A 16,041-nucleotide genomic window follows, 5' to 3' on the forward strand; every position below is an offset into this window, starting at 1 on the left:
TGTCTCCGATTGAATATCGAAAACATACCGACCAGATGATCGCTTAATATTTACTCCAACTTTTGGGGTTCACTTCAGAACCTGCTTAATCACTTTTTTGTTTAGACATTTTGTTCAAATGAAAGTTCAATTAAATATTTATCATGATGTGTCAGATACACGGTTGTTACCCAGACGTCCATATAGTCAGGGATGGAATGATCTAATTTATCGTTAAAGTAATCTAATAAATCACCGTGTTTTGAAACGAAATCATCAGTGAGACGATTAACAGTTAGTTTATCTGGTAAAAAATAAATATCAGCATCAGCTACTTTGACGCTTCCTGGTATGACGAGGGTTATTGAATTAGTATAGGTCAAGCGTGAAAAGAAAACGTCTTCTGGATGTCGTCTGACATAAGATAAGACGAAGAATATAGAATCTGAATTACTAGCCATAAGTGACACTCCCCATCTAAATGATTTACTTCATTATACCAATTTAAACGAAAATGTTTTGATTTATTTTATTATAGTCGTAGACAGACTAAATTTAAAAATATATTTTAGGTTTTTACTTAGGTAAAATCTTAATGGTAGCGTATACTTGAAGGTACAAATATAAACCATTTTATGGAGGTGCAGGCGATGAAGACAGTTCATTTTTATTTAGTAAGACATGGTCAAACACGATTGAACAGATTAAAGAGGCTACAAGGCGTGACTAATTCTCGTCTGACACACAAGGGGCGAGAGGCAGCTAGAAATTTGGGAACACAATTAAAAGATGTCTATTTTGAAGCCGTGTACACAAGTGACTTAAAACGAACGCAAGATACTGCGGACTTTATTCTTGAAAAGCATGACTCTTCGTTTGAATTTCAACCATTAAGAGGACTTCGAGAAGTCGATTTTGGTCGACTAGAAGAGATGAAAAATAAAGATTTAATTCCAATGCTTGTTAAAAAATTTGGTTTTTTTAAAGTGAGTCAGGCCGTTTTAGGGCATAATCGCTTTAGAAACTTAGTAAATATGTTCGCAGAGCTTGAAGGAACTAGCCAAGCTGAAACATATGATAAGATGACTAGTCGAATAATTGATACATTAACGGATATTGGGAATCAGTACCAGACGCAGGGAGGAAATATTTTAATTGTGTCTCATGGTCTTGTGTTATCAAGTTTTATCGACAGCTTAGAAAAAAATCAACTTCCAACGATGCTCTTGAAGAATGCTAGTGTTAGTAACGTTGATTTTAAAAAAGGTAAATTTACAATTGTGAAGATTAATCAAAAGGGGTGATTACGATTGCTATATCCTAAAACGATAAATAAAATTCGACAGTTAGTTAATGATGGTATTGTTCCTGGTGCTTCATATGGGGTTATCCATCATAATACAATTAGCAATCAAAACTATTTGGGATATTCGCAATTAGTCCCTGAAACTGAACAATTAGCTGACAATGCACTTTACGACGTTGCATCACTAACTAAAGTGATAGGAACAACAACTCTTATTTTAAAATTACAAGAAGAGGGTCGTTTGAATGTTGATGATTCCGTAAAAAAATACCTACCAAATTATCAGGACGAACGGGTGACTTTACGGCATATGTTGACGCATACGGCAGATTTTCAAGGGTATATTAAAAATCGAAATCAATTATCGGAACCAGATTTAAAACAAGCACTATTCGGACTAAGTAATGGTGAAAATCTTGGAAAAAAAGTTATTTATAGTGATATCGGACTAATTTTTTTAGGATATATTATTGAAAGTATTTTAAAAATTCCTGTTCAGCAAGCATTGCAGCAAGAAGTCTTAAATCCCTTAGGATTAACTGATAGTACTTTTAGTCCAAATATCTCAAGAAGTGTTCCAACTGAGATTATTCCTGACTTAGGTCTTTTAAAGGGTATTGTTCATGACCCCAAAGCACGGATTTTAAAAGAACATTGTGGATCGGCAGGGTTATTTTCCACTGTATCCGACTTATTACGATTTATGCAGTGGTTTATGTCAGATGGTCCTGAACGTCCAGTATTACGGCCGGAGACGACGCAAATGTTATTCTCAGATCAAACACCTACAAGAAGCTTGGGTCGTTCACTTGGCTGGGATCTTCGTGGAGATGGCGATTGCTTATCTGTCTATCATACTGGTTATACAGGAACATTTATAATAATGGATCAATCCATGCAAGACGGGTTGGTTGTCTTAACGAATAGGGTACATCCGACGAGTGATAATAGTCTCTATTTGGTAAAACGAGATGAAATTATAGAAAGCTTTTTAACGGAAAAAGCTGGATTGTAACCGATTAACATTCAAAAATGTAACCGCTTATGATAAAATAAACCAATAATATGTTTAACGAAGGAGAGAGCAACTAATGACAGAACCTTTATTCTTAAAACCTGTATTACAAGAAAAAATTTGGGGTGGTGATCATCTTAAAACGGTCTTTGGATATGATATTCCAAGTAATCATACTGGTGAACTTTGGGCTATTTCCGCACACTCACATGGCCCAAGTACTGTTTTGAATGGTCCATTTGCTGGCAAAACATTGAATGAAGTCTGGGATTCAAATCGTGAAGTTTTTGGTAATGCTAAAGGGGATGTTTTTCCACTTCTAACTAAAATTTTAGATGCTAATCAAGATTTATCAGTTCAAGTACATCCGGATGATACTTATGCAATGCAACATGAGCATGAACTTGGTAAAACAGAATGTTGGTATGTTATTTCAGCCGAACCTGGGGCAGAACTTATTTATGGGCACCATGCTAAAACACGTGAAGAATTAGCGGAAATGATTCATGACGAAAGATGGGATGATTTATTTACGCATGTACCTGTTAAAGCGGGAGATTTCTTTTATGTTCCTAGTGGTACAATTCATGCCATTGGTTCTGGTGTGATGGTCCTTGAAACGCAACAAAGTAGTGATACAACATATCGTGTTTACGATTTTGACCGTGTGGATGCAACAACGGGTAAGAAGCGTGACTTGCATATTCAACAATCGATTGATGTTACTAATGTGCCTAATAAAGTTCCTGAACTCGATATTCAAACAAAAATGGTCGGGGATGCCAAAGTAACAACCTTTGTTAAAACACCATTCTTTAGTGTTTATGAATGGTTGATTTCAAACGGATCAGCAAATTTTAAAAGAACAGTCGCACCTTATACTCTTGTTTCAGTTTTAAAAGGTGAAGGTCAGATTAAAGTCGATGATAAAATATATGATTTAAAAATGGGTATGCATTTTATTTTACCAAACGAAGTTAAAGAATGGACAATTACAGGTGATATGCAAATTATTGCATCAGAACCTGGAGAAAAAGCATAAAAAAATAAAGATTCAAACAATAATATACTATTGTTTGAATCTTTATTTTTTTACTAAAATGTTGGTTCGATAACGAGTGCTTCTTGTTGACTAAAATCAACATCTGGATATTTACGATGCAACGCAAGCAGTAGTAGACGTTTAGCTAATTCACCATTTCTTGTTAAGATTGGGCCATGGAAATATGAACCAAAAACGTTTTTGTAAATGACACCTTCTGAAGCATCACTACCATTATTACCTTTACCTTTTAACACTTTACCAAGTGGTCGTTCATCTTTACCGAGGAAGGTCATCCCGTTATGATTTTCAAAACCATGGTAAGTTTCACCGGTATCTTCATTTTGAATCGTAATATCTCCGATAAAACGATTGTCATCTTGTGTCTCTGTATAATGACTCATTGCACCAATGCCAGGAATTTTTTCACCATCAGCACCGACATAATATTGACCAAGTAATTGGTAACCGCCACAAATTGCGAGGAGGGGACCGTTATCTTCAATATAGTCGGTTAAGGCCTCTTTTTTGTCTTGAATATCTTTTGAGACAATTTTTTGTTCGAAATCTTGTCCACCACCAAAGAAAGTTAAGTCAAAATGATCTTTGTCAAAAGGTTGATCTAAACTGATGACTTCAGTTTGTAAGTCAGTATCCATTTGCTTGGCATAATATTCTAACACCAATAGGTTACCAACATCACCATAAGTATTTAATAAGTCACCATATAAATGGGCGACGTTTAAATGATATTTTGCCATTATTACATGCCCTCCTTGATATAACCATCATTAGCGAGTGATTTACGTAACTGTAAAACAGCTGTATAAGTGGCTAAAACGTAAATATGTTTTGTGGGGAAGGTTTTAAGTTGTTCGATAACTTTAGCAATGTCAGGTTCTTTAATTAATTGTTCATCTTTGACACCAGCGACCTTAAAACGGAATGAAACATCTTTATAACGTTCACCACCCGTCATGAATTGAGGAATGTTCATTTGTGTTAATTGTTCGAAATTCCCATCCCAAATCCAACTGGTATCAATACCATCTGCGTAATTTGCATTTAATAAGAAGGCCAACGAGAATGGTTCTGTATCTGTTGCAATCATATCTAGTACCTGATCGAGGCCAACTGGATTTTTAACTAAAACTAAGGTAATGTCTTTGTCTTCAACATGGATGACTTCTTGTCGACCAAAGACTTGCTCATCGTCTTCACTTAATGTATTACTAATTGTTGCAGGACCAACATTGAAGACACGACCAACTGCATAAGCAGCAAGGGCGTTGTAGATGTTATATAAACCGCCGACATGAATTTCCATGGGTTGTCCATCAACTATAAAGTGAGATGATGTGGGTGTTTGTTCTAAAAGTGATGTTAATTGGTAGTCTAATTTTGGACGACTAAAATGACAGTTTGGACAATAATATTTCCCGAGATTAGCATACGTACGGGTTTTATAATGTAAGATATGTTGACAAACTGGACAAAGAATCCCATCAGTATTCGTAGGTGCTAAACTTTCTGTTTCCTCTTCATGATTAAAACCGTAGAAAACAAAAGGATTTGGTAATTCAATTGAATGGAAAATGGGTGCATCACCATTTGCAATAATTGTTGCATTGGGTGCTAATTTAATCCCATCAATAATTTTTTTGTAAGTTGTATAAATTTCACCGTAGCGGTCCATTTGATCACGGAAAATATTTGTTAGAACAAATGCTTTAGGCGTGATGTATTGGGTTACTTTAATGACATTTGCTTCATCAACCTCAAGAACAGCAAGAGGACGCTCATTTTTTTTGCGCTTATCCGTTAGAAATGCTGTGATAATACCTTGTTCCATATTTGATCCAGCAGAGTTTGTTAAGATATGGTCATATTTAGCACCTAAAACCTTAACTGTTAAGGCGGTTGTTAAGGTTTTACCGTTGGTTCCAGTGATGACAATAACGTCATAATTAGCACCTAATGTTTTTAAAATTTCTGGATCTAACGCGGCAGTTATTTTGCCGGGTAGAGAGCTACCACCTTTTAGAAAGGTGTGCAAAAACCAATATGATGATTTCCCTGCGACAGTTGCTATTGAGCTTTTTATCGTCATTAAAATATCCTCCGTTTACAGAAAATTGACTACATAGGATAGAATCCACGTCATAGCCTACTTTACTGAATTTATATTATGTCTATAATAGCATAATTACAAAATTCTACATATAAAATGCCTAATATTAAGAAAAAATTTTTATTTAATGAAATCCAAGCTTAAATCGGATATACTTAAAGACGGAAATCTGAAAAACAGAAGAGGTTTATTATGGCGCAATTATTTTTTAAATACGGTGCAATGAATAGTGGTAAGACAATTGAAATCTTAAAAGTTGCGCATAATTATGAAGAACAAAATAAATCAGTTATTATTTTAACAAGTGGTGTGGATGACAGGGATGGTGTTGGATTTGTTTCAAGTCGAATTGGATTGAAACGTGAGGCGACACCTATTTTTGAAGAAACAAATGTCTTTGATTTAGTTCAACAGACTAATTCAAATGCTGCTTGTGTTTTAATAGACGAATCACAATTTCTAAAACAAGCACATATTATTCAATTAGCTAAAATTGTGGATGAATTAAATATTCCAGTTATGGCTTTTGGGTTAAAGAATGATTTTAAAAACGAATTGTTTGAAGGATCAAAATATTTATTATTATATGCTGACAAGATTGAAGAAATGAAAACAATTTGCTGGTTTTGTCATAAAAAGGCCATCATGAATTTACGTATTCATGATGGTAAACCTGTATATGCTGGCGAACAAATTTTAATAGGTGGTAATGAAGATTATTATCCAGTATGTCGTAAACATTATAACAATCCGTTGATGACACAATTACAATAATCAGATAGACTAGAAAGATAAAGAATTAAGAGGAGACAATATAAAATGGATGAAATGTATGATCAATTACAATCAGTTGATGATCGCTATGAAGAATTAGGCGAATTATTGTCTGATCCTGAGATTATTTCAAATAATAATCGGTTTATGGAATTATCAAAAGAAATGGCAAGTATCCGCGAAACAGTTGAGAAATATCGCCAATATAAAGTTGTTGTTCAAGAACTTGCAGATGCTGAAGAAATGCTAGGCGAAAATTTAGATTCTGAAATGGCTGAAATGGCTAAAGAAGAATTATCTGACGCAAAGAAAGCAAAAGCAGCTTTAGAAGAAGAAATTAAGGTACTATTAATTCCTAAGGATCCTAATGATGATAAAAATATTATCATGGAAATTCACGGCGCTGCCGGTGGGGATGAAGCTAGTTTATTTGCTGCAGATTTATTCTCAATGTATTCTAAATACGCTGAGAAGCAAGGTTGGACTGTTGAAATTGTGGATAAAAATGTGACTGAAGTCGGTGGTTTTAAAGAAATTGTCCTGTTGATTAATGGTGATAGTGTCTTTTCTAAGCTGAAATATGAAAGTGGTGCACATCGAGTTCAACGAATTCCATCAACAGAATCAGCTGGACGTGTGCATACTTCTACTGCAACAGTAGGTGTTATGCCTGAAGCAGAAGATGTTGAAATTGAAATTGATGCAAAAGATATTAGAACGGATGTTTATCGTTCTTCTGGTGCCGGTGGACAACATGTTAATAAGACATCATCTGCTGTCCGAATGACCCATTTACCAACAAACATTGTTGTAGCTATGCAAGATGAACGTTCACAACAACAAAATCGTGAAAAAGCTATGAAAATTTTGAAGGCTCGAGTTTATGATTTCTATTCACAACAAGAACAAAGTGCTTACAATGAAAATAGAAAATCAGCTGTTGGATCAGGGGACCGTTCAGAACGAATTAGAACTTATAATTTCCCTCAAAATCGTGTGACTGATCATCGAATTGGATTATCATTGAATAAATTAGATCGTGTTATGAATGGTGAACTTGAAGAAGTAATCGATTCATTGATTTTATATGATCAAACACAAAAAATGGAAAAGTTGCAAGAAAATGACTAATCCAACCTACTATGAAGCCTTGAAATGGGCTTCTTTGTGTATAGAGGAACATAAGTTAGAAGTTGAAAGTGGTCAGTGGTTATTATTAGAGCGACTAAGCTGGTCAACGACTGATTTATTAATGAATTATCAAACAAAAATGCCAAAAAATGAGTGGCAACAATATCAGATAGATATTCAGCAATTTTGTGATGGAATGCCGGCACAATACATTATTGGTCATGCCTACTTTTTTGGTATGCAATTGAAAGTGACCGAAGCAACCCTTATTCCGAGACCTGAGACGGAAGAATTGGTAGAATGGATGTTGGAGACATTGCCTGCTAATGAGAAGTTGGTAATTGCTGATATTGGAACCGGTTCTGGAGCAATTGCGATTGCTTTAAAACAACAGCGACCAAATTGGCAAATCTTTGCAAGTGATATTTCTAAAGAAGCAATTACGGTTGCCAAAAAAAATGCACAAGCACAGCAAGTTGATGTAACATTTTTGATTGGAGATTTAACAGAACCTATTCATGAATTGAAAGTGGATGTCATCGTGTCTAATCCACCATACATTGCCGAAAATGAGCGAGATGTGATGGATAAAAGTGTGATTGAACATGAACCGCAAGTCGCATTATTTGCAGCTGAAAATGGTCTAATCTTGTATCGAAGAATGATAGAAGAGGTGGCTCGCTTCACGCAAAAACCAAGAGATATTTTCTTTGAAATAGGGTATCAACAAGAAAACGCCGTGATAAAGATGTTAACAAACGCATTTGAAAATGCAGTTTTAATAGAAGGAAAAAAAGATAGTTTTGATAATCAAAGAATGATTCACGCAAAATTATAAAAGGGGTGTTGAGTTAATGGAAACAATTATTTATCAACCTAATGAAATAGAAACTGCTGCAGAGTTATTAAAGCAAGGACAATTGATCGCATTCCCAACTGAAACAGTGTACGGATTGGGTGCCGATGCGACAAATGAAGAGGCAGTCAAACAAGTGTATGCTGCAAAAGGTCGACCAAGTGATAATCCACTAATCGTACACGTTGCCGATGTAGAGACAGTTCGGGAATATGCACAACCACTTACTGCCAATGTGGAAAAGTTAATTAAAACATTTTGGCCGGGTTCATTGACGCTTATCCTTAAATTAAAAGCAGGAGCTCTTTCAAAGACTGTTACAGGCGGTTTAGAAACTGCAGCCTTTAGAATGCCAGATAACAAAGTTACATTAGATTTTATTATTAAGTCGGGCGTTCCAATTGTTGGCCCTTCAGCTAATACTTCAGGTAAACCTAGTCCAACAATGGCAGAACATGTTGCTCATGATTTGAATGGTAAAATTGCTGGTATCATTGATGATGGGCAAACAAAAGTAGGGGTGGAGTCAACTGTCTTAGACATGAGTACAGATGAACCAACAATTTTGAGACCTGGAGCAGTTACTCAGTCACAAATTGAGGATGTAATTGGACACGTTAGTGATGATACACATGAAGTTGCCGAAGGAGAAACGCCAAAAGCACCTGGGATGAAGTATCGACATTATGCACCAAGAGCACAAGTTGTGATTGTTGATTCAACACAAAATTGGTCAGATATTTTAGACTGGGTCGCTAAACAAGATATTGCAATCGGATTAATGGCAAAAGAAGGTCAAATTGATACGGATCAGATACCTAAGAATAGTGGCTATTCTTCTTTAGGAAAAACAATTGAATCAGCAAGCCAATCACTTTTTGACGGTTTACGCTACTTCGATGACAACCCTAATGTTCAAATGATTTTAGTTGAAGGGTTTGATAAAAAGGGATTGGGTGTTGCTTACATGAACCGTCTTGAAAAAGCAGCAAGTAGCCAAAATATTGTTGAACTTATGGATGCTGAAAAAGTGAAATATAAACAACAGGATAAAGAATTGTGGGATGCAATCGCTCATGAAGAAAAACGCCAAGAGGACAATATTGAATTAATTGCGTCTGAAAATATCGTTTCTGATGCTGTACGTGCTGCACAAGGTAGCGTGTTAACCAATAAGTATGCTGAAGGGTATCCTAATAAGCGTTACTACGGTGGTTGTGAGTATATTGATGTAGTTGAACAATTAGCTATTGATCGTGCTAAGGCACTATTCCATGCTGAATATGCCAATGTACAACCACATTCTGGTTCACAAGCTAATATGGCCGTTTACCAGGCATTTTTAGAACCTCAAGATAAGATTTTAGGAATGAAATTAAACGATGGTGGACATTTAACGCATGGTTCACCAGTAAATTTCTCAGGTGAATTGTACAATTTTGTTAGTTATGGTGTTGATTCTAAAACAGAACGTTTAAATTATGATGCTATTCGAGAGATAGCACTTAAAGAAAAACCTAAAATGATTATTGCTGGAGCCTCAGCTTATAGTCGAATGATCGACTTTACAAAATTTAGAGCAATCGCTGATGAAGTTGGCGCCTATTTAATGGTAGATATGGCTCATATTGCTGGTCTTGTAGCTACTGGACTGCATCCAAATCCCGTAGATGTAGCTGATGTTGTTACGACAACAACGCATAAAACGTTACGTGGCCCTCGTGGTGGAATGATTCTTGCTAAAGAAAAATATGCTAAAAAACTAAACTCGGCAGTTTTCCCTGGTACACAGGGTGGCCCACTTGAACACGTAATTGCTGGGAAAGCGGCAGCATTCTATGAGGCAGCGCAACCAGCATTTACGGCGTATATGTATCAAGTTGTTCAGAATTCACAAGCAATGGCTGGCGTATTTGCACAGTCAGATTTAGTGAGAGTTATTTCTGGTGGAACTGATAATCACTTAATGAACTTAGATGTAACACCTTCTGGGTTAAATGGAAAAGAAGTTCAAAACTTATTAGATCGTGTTCATATTACTGTGAATAAAAATACAATTCCAAATGAATCATTGAGCCCATTTAAAACGTCTGGAATTCGAATTGGAACGCCAGCAATTTCTACTCGTGGGTTTGACAGCGAAGACGTAAAAGTGATTGCAATTCTAATTCTATACGCAATTCAATTTCACGATGATGACGATAAATTAGCCGAAATTGGTTCGCAAGTTTTAGCATTATCTAAAAAGCATCCTATTTCACAAATTAAATACGTTTAAGACTAGTATTTTAGGTAATAATTCGCTAAAATAGAATAGACTAAATTTAAGGGAGTGTTTCGTAATGGGCAAATTTCAAGTGATGGACCATCCGTTAATTCAACACAAATTAACGATTATACGTGATAAGAACTGTGGTACAAAAGAATTTAGAGAAGTTGTTAATGAAATTGCTGAACTAATGGTATATGATGTTTCTCGCGATTTTGCTTTAGAAGATGTTATCGTTGAAACACCTATGGGTAAAACAACACAAAAAACATTGGCTGGTAAGAAAATTGCTATTATTCCTATTTTAAGAGCTGGTTTAGGGATGGTTGATGGTATTTTGGAATTATTACCAGCAGCTAAAGTTGGACATATTGGTATGTACCGTGATGAAACAACATTCCAACCAACAGAATATTTTGTAAAAATGCCTGAAGATATTGCTAGTCGTGATCTTCTTGTAGTAGACCCAATGCTTGCTACTGGTGGTTCTGCTATTATGGCAGTTGATGCATTGAAGAAGCGCGGCGCAAAGACAATTAAGTTTGTTTGTCTTGTTGCGGCTCCAGAAGGTGTTGCAGCTTTACGTGAAAAACATCCTGATATTGATATTTATACAGCAGCACTTGATGATCACTTGAATGAAGATGGCTACATTGTCCCAGGTTTGGGCGATGCAGGTGATCGATTGTTTGGTACGAAATAAATTAAATGAATGGCCCTTAGAATGCTTATGCGTAAGCCGTCTAGGTGTCATTTTTTTTAATGTGAAAAAAAACTCAAAATAAGTCAGAATTTCTTTTGTATTTTATTTCAATTGGTGGTATGATTTCTTTTGTAATTGGAGAATATTTATAAAGTTATTCTCTTTAATTTATACCGTTTTATACGGTCAAATAAAAGTTTGGAAAGAGGTGAAATTCTGTGGATGGAGATGCTTTCGTTGTGAATTTTTATGGCCTACCTTTCAATATTACGAATGTCGTTTCCGGTTTACTTGCATGTGTGATTGTCGCGATGATAGCTATTGTATTATCGAGAAGACTGACCATGAAACCGACTGGTAGACAAAATGTTTTGGAATGGCTCATTGATTTCACCAATGGGATTGTTAAAAGCGCAATGCCAGGAAAAGAAGGTAAGAAGTTTAATTTATTAGCATTTACGTTATTCTTATTTATCTTTGTATCTAACCAAATGGGTTTATTTTTACAAATAGGTTTTGGCGACAAGACGTTGATTAAAAGTCCAACGTCGAGTCCGCTAACGACACTAACGTTTGCATTTTTGATTCTGCTATTATCACATTTTATGGGTGTTATTCAATTCGGATTTAAGGGATATATTAAAAATTCCTATTTGAGTCCAGTTGCATTTCTTTTACCTATTAACTTGATTGAAGAATTTACAAATTTGCTAACATTAGCTCTTCGTTTGTACGGAAACATTTACGCTGGGGAAGTATTATTAACGTTAATTGGTGGTGCAGTTTCTATGGGCCCATTAATGACTATCGTGGCTTTACCAGTTGAAATGATCTGGCAAGGATTCTCTCTGTTTATCGGAAGTATCCAAGCTTACGTATTCGTAACATTGTCAATGGTTTATATCGGTGGAAAAGTACAAAAAGAATAAAACAAGATATCTAAGGAGGAAACAATTATTATGGGATTATTAGCAGCAGGTATTGCAGCTGGTTTAGCCGCTGTCGCAACAGGTATTGGTAATGGTTTAGTTATTTCTAAAACAATCGAAGGTATGGCTCGCCAACCAGAATTATCTGGTCAATTACGTTCAACAATGTTTATTGGTGTTGGTTTGATTGAAGCCGTTCCTATTATTGCTATCGTTATTTCATTCTTATTGATGGCTAAATAATTTTTGAAATTAAGTTTGATTCTTCGTTGATACAACGAAATATATTAATTTTAAAAAGGAGGTGTCAATAGATGTTTTCAGATTTAGTTTTCGGTGCAGTTGGTAATTTTCAAACTGGTGATTTCTTATTCTATATTATTTCGTTTGTTATTTTGATGTTAATCATCAAACACTTTGCATGGGGTCCTGTCACAAAAATGATGAGTGACCGTGCAGATAAAATTGCAAATGATTTAGATTCTGCTGAAGATTCAAGAAAAAAAGCCGATATTTTGGCAACTGAACGACAAGACCAATTAGATAATTCACGTCAAGAAGCATCTGAAATTGTTAGTCGTGCAAAAGATAACGGTAAAAAGCAACATGATGATATCGTTTCTGGAGCTCAAGATGAAGCAACGACGTTGAAACAAAATGCTGTTAAAGATATTGAACAAGAACGCCAAGAAGTATTGAGTAGCGTTCAAAGTGATGTCGCTGAATTATCTATTGAAATTGCTTCTAAGATTATTCAAAAAGAATTAAATGAGAATGATCAAAAAAACTTAATCAATTCTTATATTGAAGGGTTGGTAAAGTAAAATGAAATTAGATAAGGCAACCGTTGCCAATCGTTACGGTGAAGCCATCTTTGAAATTGCTGATGAACAAGGTAATATTGTTGCCTTTTCTGAAGAATTAGAGGAAGTTAGACAAGTTTTTCTTGCTAATCCACAATTGAGTGAAGTGCTTGTTGATGCACGTCTTAATTTGTTAGAAAAGCAAGACCTTGTTAAGGTCTTACTCAAAGATGCATCTCCAATTATTGCAAACGTTATCCAAATGGTCTTTGATTATGGTCGAATGGGTGATATGGTTGGAATAATTGAAGAATTCGAACGATTATGCGATGTTAAAGAAAAAATTGTACATGCAACCGTTACAACTGCAATTGAGCTTGATGATAGTCAATTAACGAAATTATCAAGTAAGTTTGCAGAAAGAATCGGTGCAAATAAGATAGTATTTAACAATATTATTGATGAAAAAATTATTGGTGGCGTTATTATTGAAGCCAATAATCAGATTTTTGATGGATCAATTTCATCAAAAATCAACAAAGTAAAACGATTATTAGCGGAGTAACATATTAAAGTAGTTAAGAGGTGAACCTTGTATGAGCATTAAAGCTGAAGAAATCAGTGCTTTAATTAAAGAACAATTGGAACAATATAAAGACGAACTTATCGTTGATGAAGTAGGTACCGTTACTTATGTTGGTGATGGTATTGCTCGTGCACACGGTTTGGATAACGCTTTATCAGGAGAATTGTTAGAATTTTCTGACGGTACTTATGGTATGGCTCAAAATCTAGAAACAAACGATGTTGGTATCGTTATTTTAGGTGGCTATGAAGGTATCCGTGAAGGCGACGTTGTCAAACGTACGGGTAGAATCATGGAAGTTCCTGTTGGTGAAGAACTTATCGGACGTGTTGTTAATCCTTTAGGCCAACCCATCGATGGTAAAGGTGATCTTAAGACAAACAAAACTCGTCCAGTCGAAAAAAAGGCTCCAGGAGTTATGGATCGTAAGTCAGTTGATCAACCTTTACAAACTGGACTTAAAGCTATTGATGCTTTAGTTCCAATTGGCCGTGGACAACGTGAATTGATTATTGGTGATCGTAAGACTGGTAAAACATCAGTTGCTATTGATACGATTTTAAATCAAAAAGATCAAGACATGATTTGTATCTATGTTGCTATTGGACAAAAAGAATCAACTGTTAGCGCACAAGTGGAAACGTTACGTCGATTAGGCGCAATGGACTACACAATTGTCGTTAGTGCTGGTCCTGCTTCTCCCGCACCATTATTATGGTTAGCTCCATATACTGGTTCAGCAATGGGTGAAGAATTCATGTATAACGGTAAACATGTCTTGATTGTATTTGATGATTTATCAAAACAAGCAACGGCTTACCGTGAACTGTCATTAATTTTGAGACGTCCGCCGGGTCGTGAAGCTTATCCTGGTGATGTTTTCTACTTACATTCACGTTTACTTGAACGTGCAGCTAAGTTAAGTGATGAATTGGGTGGTGGTTCAATGACTGCTCTTCCATTTATCGAAACACAGGCTGGTGATGTTTCTGCATATATTCCTACTAACGTAATTTCGATTACTGATGGTCAAATTTTCTTGGATAGTGATTTATTCTATTCAGGTACTCGTCCAGCTATTGATGCTGGTACATCAGTTTCTCGTGTTGGTGGGTCAGCTCAAATTAAAGCAATGAAGAAAGTTGCCGGAAGCCTTCGTTTGGCTCTTGCATCATTCCGAGAATTAGAATCATTTTCTCAATTTGGTTCTGATTTAGATGCCGCAACACAAGCTAAATTAAATCGTGGACATCGTACGGTTGAAGTACTTAAACAACCATTACACAAGCCATTAGTTGTTGAAAAACAAGTTTTAATTTTATATGCATTAACACATGGATTCTTGGATTCAGTTCCTGTTGATGATATTCTTCGTTTTGAAGGTGAAATTTTTGATTTCTTTGATAATAATCATAGTGATCTTTTAAATCACATCAAAGAAACAGGTAATTTACCTGACGAAGATAAATTTGATGCTGCAATCAAAGACTTTTCAGAAGGTTTCCAAGTAACTCCTGAAAAAGCGTAAACTAAAAGTAAATGAAAGATGGTGAGAATTAATGGGTGCTTCATTAATGGAAGTAAAGCGTCGAATCGTTTCAACTAAGAAAACGGGACAAATAACTGGCGCAATGCAAGTTGTTTCGACTGCTAAGTTAAGCCAAATTCAGCGTCATACTCAAAGTTATCAGATATATGCTTCTAAAATTAGAAGTGTCATTACCCATCTTGCCCAATCTCACCTTTTAGATGCTAAAGCTGGAAAATCAAAGCAATCATCTGAGAATGATAGTTCAAAATTTTCAGGTTTTGATATGTTACAAAAGAGACCTGTTAAAAAAAGTGGTTATTTAATTATTACTTCTGATCGTGGTTTAGTTGGTAGTTACAATAGTAACGTAATTAAACAAACATTAGATTTGATGAAGCAAAATGGCCATACTGTAGATAATGCTGTTATTATTGCTGTTGGTGGTACTGGTGCTGACTTCTTTAAAAATAGAGGATATGAGGTTGCCTACGAATACCGTGGTGTAAGTGATATTCCAACGTTTATTGAGGTTCGTGAAATCGTTAAATCAGTAGTAACAATGTATAACAGTGAAGTTTATGATGAATTATTTGTTTGTTATAATCATTTCGTTAATAGTTTACAATCGGACTTTCATTCTGAACAAATGCTTCCTATTTCAGAAGTGAATATGGATACAGATGCAGAAGGTATTGAAACGTCTAATGTGATGGGGAATGAAGATTATGATATGGAACCTTCAGGAGACGCAATTCTTGAAGTTGTTCTACCTCAGTTTGCTGAAAGCTTAGTATATGGTGCGATTTTAGATGCTAAAACAGCTGAACATGCTTCAAGTTCTACAGCAATGAAATCTGCGACAGATAATGCTAAAGATATTATTGCATCATTAGAATTAAAGTATAATCGTGCACGTCAAAGTGCTATTACAACAGAAATTACAGAAATTACTGGTGCAACAGCTGCTTTAGAGTAAAATGACAGGA

At 35.4% G+C, this 16,041-nt stretch carries 17 protein-coding genes and 1 pseudogene; 15 read left to right on the top strand and 3 right to left on the bottom strand.

The genetic code is table 11. The features are described from left to right. Nucleotides 1-101 precede the first annotated feature (101 nt). Nucleotides 102-440, bottom strand: a complete 339-nt coding sequence (locus tag AC1RPH_RS05175; protein ID WP_481761632.1) for a hypothetical protein — start codon at nucleotides 438-440, stop codon at nucleotides 102-104. A gap of 189 nt (nucleotides 441-629) precedes the next feature. Here AC1RPH_RS05175 and AC1RPH_RS05180 point away from each other — a divergent pair, with 189 nt between their 5' ends. The 3 genes from AC1RPH_RS05180 to manA all read left to right on the top strand — a co-directional run bounded on the left by AC1RPH_RS05180 (nucleotide 630) and on the right by manA (nucleotide 3,342). Then, a complete protein-coding gene (locus tag AC1RPH_RS05180; protein WP_409022293.1) occupies nucleotides 630-1,283 on the top strand; it encodes a histidine phosphatase family protein in 654 nt (217 codons plus the stop codon). Nucleotides 1,284-1,289: 6 nt separating this feature from the next. Then, nucleotides 1,290-2,300: a serine hydrolase domain-containing protein gene (locus AC1RPH_RS05185; protein WP_481761633.1), complete on the top strand. Its 1,011-nt coding sequence runs from the start codon at nucleotides 1,290-1,292 to the stop codon at nucleotides 2,298-2,300. Nucleotides 2,301-2,376: 76 nt separating this feature from the next. After that, on the top strand, nucleotides 2,377-3,342 hold the full coding sequence (gene manA, locus AC1RPH_RS05190) for a mannose-6-phosphate isomerase, class I (protein WP_481761634.1): 966 nt from the start codon (nucleotides 2,377-2,379) through the stop codon (nucleotides 3,340-3,342). A gap of 53 nt (nucleotides 3,343-3,395) precedes the next feature. Here manA and AC1RPH_RS05195 read toward each other — a convergent pair whose 3' ends face one another. Both AC1RPH_RS05195 and AC1RPH_RS05200 read right to left on the bottom strand, forming a co-directional pair. Beyond that, a complete protein-coding gene (locus AC1RPH_RS05195; RefSeq protein ID WP_409022296.1) occupies nucleotides 3,396-4,103 on the bottom strand; it encodes a type 1 glutamine amidotransferase in 708 nt (235 codons plus the stop codon). Nucleotides 4,104-4,105: 2 nt separating this feature from the next. Further along, entirely contained in the window at nucleotides 4,106-5,452 is a 1,347-nt protein-coding gene (locus tag AC1RPH_RS05200; protein ID WP_481761635.1) for a MurT ligase domain-containing protein, read from the bottom strand. A 213-nt stretch (nucleotides 5,453-5,665) separates the two neighbouring features. Between AC1RPH_RS05200 and AC1RPH_RS05205 the strand changes: the two genes are divergently transcribed. From AC1RPH_RS05205 to AC1RPH_RS05260, 12 genes and pseudogenes are all read left to right on the top strand, one after another. Further along, complete coding sequence (locus AC1RPH_RS05205; protein WP_409022298.1) at nucleotides 5,666-6,247, top strand: thymidine kinase; 582 nt, start codon at nucleotides 5,666-5,668, stop codon at nucleotides 6,245-6,247. Nucleotides 6,248-6,292: 45 nt separating this feature from the next. Beyond that, the gene (prfA, locus tag AC1RPH_RS05210) at nucleotides 6,293-7,378 is read left to right on the top strand and encodes a peptide chain release factor 1 (protein ID WP_409022299.1); all 1,086 of its coding nucleotides are present in this window, start codon (nucleotides 6,293-6,295) and stop codon (nucleotides 7,376-7,378) included. Beyond that, complete coding sequence (gene prmC, locus AC1RPH_RS05215; RefSeq protein ID WP_481761636.1) at nucleotides 7,371-8,216, top strand: peptide chain release factor N(5)-glutamine methyltransferase; 846 nt, start codon at nucleotides 7,371-7,373, stop codon at nucleotides 8,214-8,216. Before prfA ends, prmC begins: the two co-directional genes overlap by 8 nt. A gap of 16 nt (nucleotides 8,217-8,232) precedes the next feature. Further along, a pseudogene (locus tag AC1RPH_RS05220) lies at nucleotides 8,233-9,216 on the top strand (L-threonylcarbamoyladenylate synthase); the annotation flags it as partial. A 33-nt stretch (nucleotides 9,217-9,249) separates the two neighbouring features. Beyond that, on the top strand, nucleotides 9,250-10,512 hold the full coding sequence (gene glyA, locus AC1RPH_RS05225) for a serine hydroxymethyltransferase (RefSeq protein WP_481761720.1): 1,263 nt from the start codon (nucleotides 9,250-9,252) through the stop codon (nucleotides 10,510-10,512). A gap of 64 nt (nucleotides 10,513-10,576) precedes the next feature. After that, nucleotides 10,577-11,206: a uracil phosphoribosyltransferase gene (gene upp / locus AC1RPH_RS05230; RefSeq protein ID WP_409022301.1), complete on the top strand. Its 630-nt coding sequence runs from the start codon at nucleotides 10,577-10,579 to the stop codon at nucleotides 11,204-11,206. A 218-nt stretch (nucleotides 11,207-11,424) separates the two neighbouring features. Next, a complete protein-coding gene (atpB, locus tag AC1RPH_RS05235; RefSeq protein ID WP_409022302.1) occupies nucleotides 11,425-12,135 on the top strand; it encodes a F0F1 ATP synthase subunit A in 711 nt (236 codons plus the stop codon). A 30-nt stretch (nucleotides 12,136-12,165) separates the two neighbouring features. Next, complete coding sequence (gene atpE / locus AC1RPH_RS05240; RefSeq protein WP_409022303.1) at nucleotides 12,166-12,378, top strand: F0F1 ATP synthase subunit C; 213 nt, start codon at nucleotides 12,166-12,168, stop codon at nucleotides 12,376-12,378. Nucleotides 12,379-12,449: 71 nt separating this feature from the next. Continuing rightward, nucleotides 12,450-12,959, top strand: coding sequence for a F0F1 ATP synthase subunit B (atpF, locus tag AC1RPH_RS05245; RefSeq protein ID WP_409022304.1), 510 nt, complete (start codon nucleotides 12,450-12,452; stop codon nucleotides 12,957-12,959). Nucleotide 12,960: 1 nt separating this feature from the next. Further along, nucleotides 12,961-13,503 (top strand): ATP synthase F1 subunit delta, encoded by a 543-nt coding sequence (atpH, locus tag AC1RPH_RS05250; protein WP_481761637.1) that lies wholly within the window; start codon nucleotides 12,961-12,963, stop codon nucleotides 13,501-13,503. 31 nt (nucleotides 13,504-13,534) lie between these two features. After that, entirely contained in the window at nucleotides 13,535-15,052 is a 1,518-nt protein-coding gene (gene atpA, locus AC1RPH_RS05255) for a F0F1 ATP synthase subunit alpha (protein ID WP_481761638.1), read from the top strand. Between the two features lie 31 nt (nucleotides 15,053-15,083). Further along, nucleotides 15,084-16,031: a F0F1 ATP synthase subunit gamma gene (locus AC1RPH_RS05260; protein WP_481761639.1), complete on the top strand. Its 948-nt coding sequence runs from the start codon at nucleotides 15,084-15,086 to the stop codon at nucleotides 16,029-16,031. Nucleotides 16,032-16,041 lie beyond the last annotated feature (10 nt).

It is taken from the genome of Dellaglioa sp. CoH-57-MRSF-16 (assembly GCF_056782055.1).